Source organism: Paraburkholderia sp. SIMBA_027, from assembly GCF_046535315.1.
GTDB lineage: Bacteria > Pseudomonadota > Gammaproteobacteria > Burkholderiales > Burkholderiaceae > Paraburkholderia > Paraburkholderia tropica.
Genome location: NZ_JAWRWY010000066.1, coordinates 1 through 1,018, shown reverse-complemented (window position 1 = coordinate 1,018; position 1,018 = coordinate 1). Strand labels below are relative to the sequence as shown.

The following is a 1,018-nucleotide window of genomic DNA, read 5'->3' as shown; positions in this document are numbered from 1 at the left end:
CCAATACGCAAACCGCCTCTCCCCGCGCGTATTGGGCGCCAGGGTGGTTTTTCTTTTCACCAGTGAGACGGGCAACAGCTGATTGCCCTTCACCGCCTGGCCCTGAGAGAGTTGCAGCAAGCGGTCCACGCTGGTTTGCCCCAGCAGGCGAAAATCCTGTTTGATGGTGGTTAACGGCGGGATATAACATGAGCTGTCTTCGGTATCGTCGTATCCCACTACCGAGATATCCGCACCAACGCGCAGCCCGGACTCGGTAATGGCGCGCATTGCGCCCAGCGCCATCTGATCGTTGGCAACCAGCATCGCAGTGGGAACGATGCCCTCATTCAGCATTTGCATGGTTTGTTGAAAACCGGACATGGCACTCCAGTCGCCTTCCCGTTCCGCTATCGGCTGAATTTGATTGCGAGTGAGATATTTATGCCAGCCAGCCAGACGCAGACGCGCCGAGACAGAACTTAATGGGCCCGCTAACAGCGCGATTTGCTGGTGACCCAATGCGACCAGATGCTCCACGCCCAGTCGCGTACCGTCTTCATGGGAGAAAATAATACTGTTGATGGGTGTCTGGTCAGAGACATCAAGAAATAACGCCGGAACATTAGTGCAGGCAGCTTCCACAGCAATGGCATCCTGGTCATCCAGCGGATAGTTAATGATCAGCCCACTGACGCGTTGCGCGAGAAGATTGTGCACCGCCGCTTTACAGGCTTCGACGCCGCTTCGTTCTACCATCGACACCACCACGCTGGCACCCAGTTGATCGGCGCGAGATTTAATCGCCGCGACAATTTGCGACGGCGCGTGCAGGGCCAGACTGGAGGTGGCAACGCCAATCAGCAACGACTGTTTGCCCGCCAGTTGTTGTGCCACGCGGTTGGGAATGTAATTCAGCTCCGCCATCGCCGCTTCCACTTTTTCCCGCGTTTTCGCAGAAACGTGGCTGGCCTGGTTCACCACGCGGGAAACGGTCTGATAAGAGACACCGGCATACTCTGCGACATCGTATAACGTT

At 56.4% G+C, this 1,018-nt stretch carries 1 protein-coding gene; it reads right to left on the bottom strand.

Annotated features, from left to right (window positions below):
* Positions 1-1,018: DNA-binding transcriptional repressor LacI (gene lacI / locus SB764_RS38135; protein WP_410866479.1), on the bottom strand; the 1,018-nt coding region annotated here is incomplete at both ends.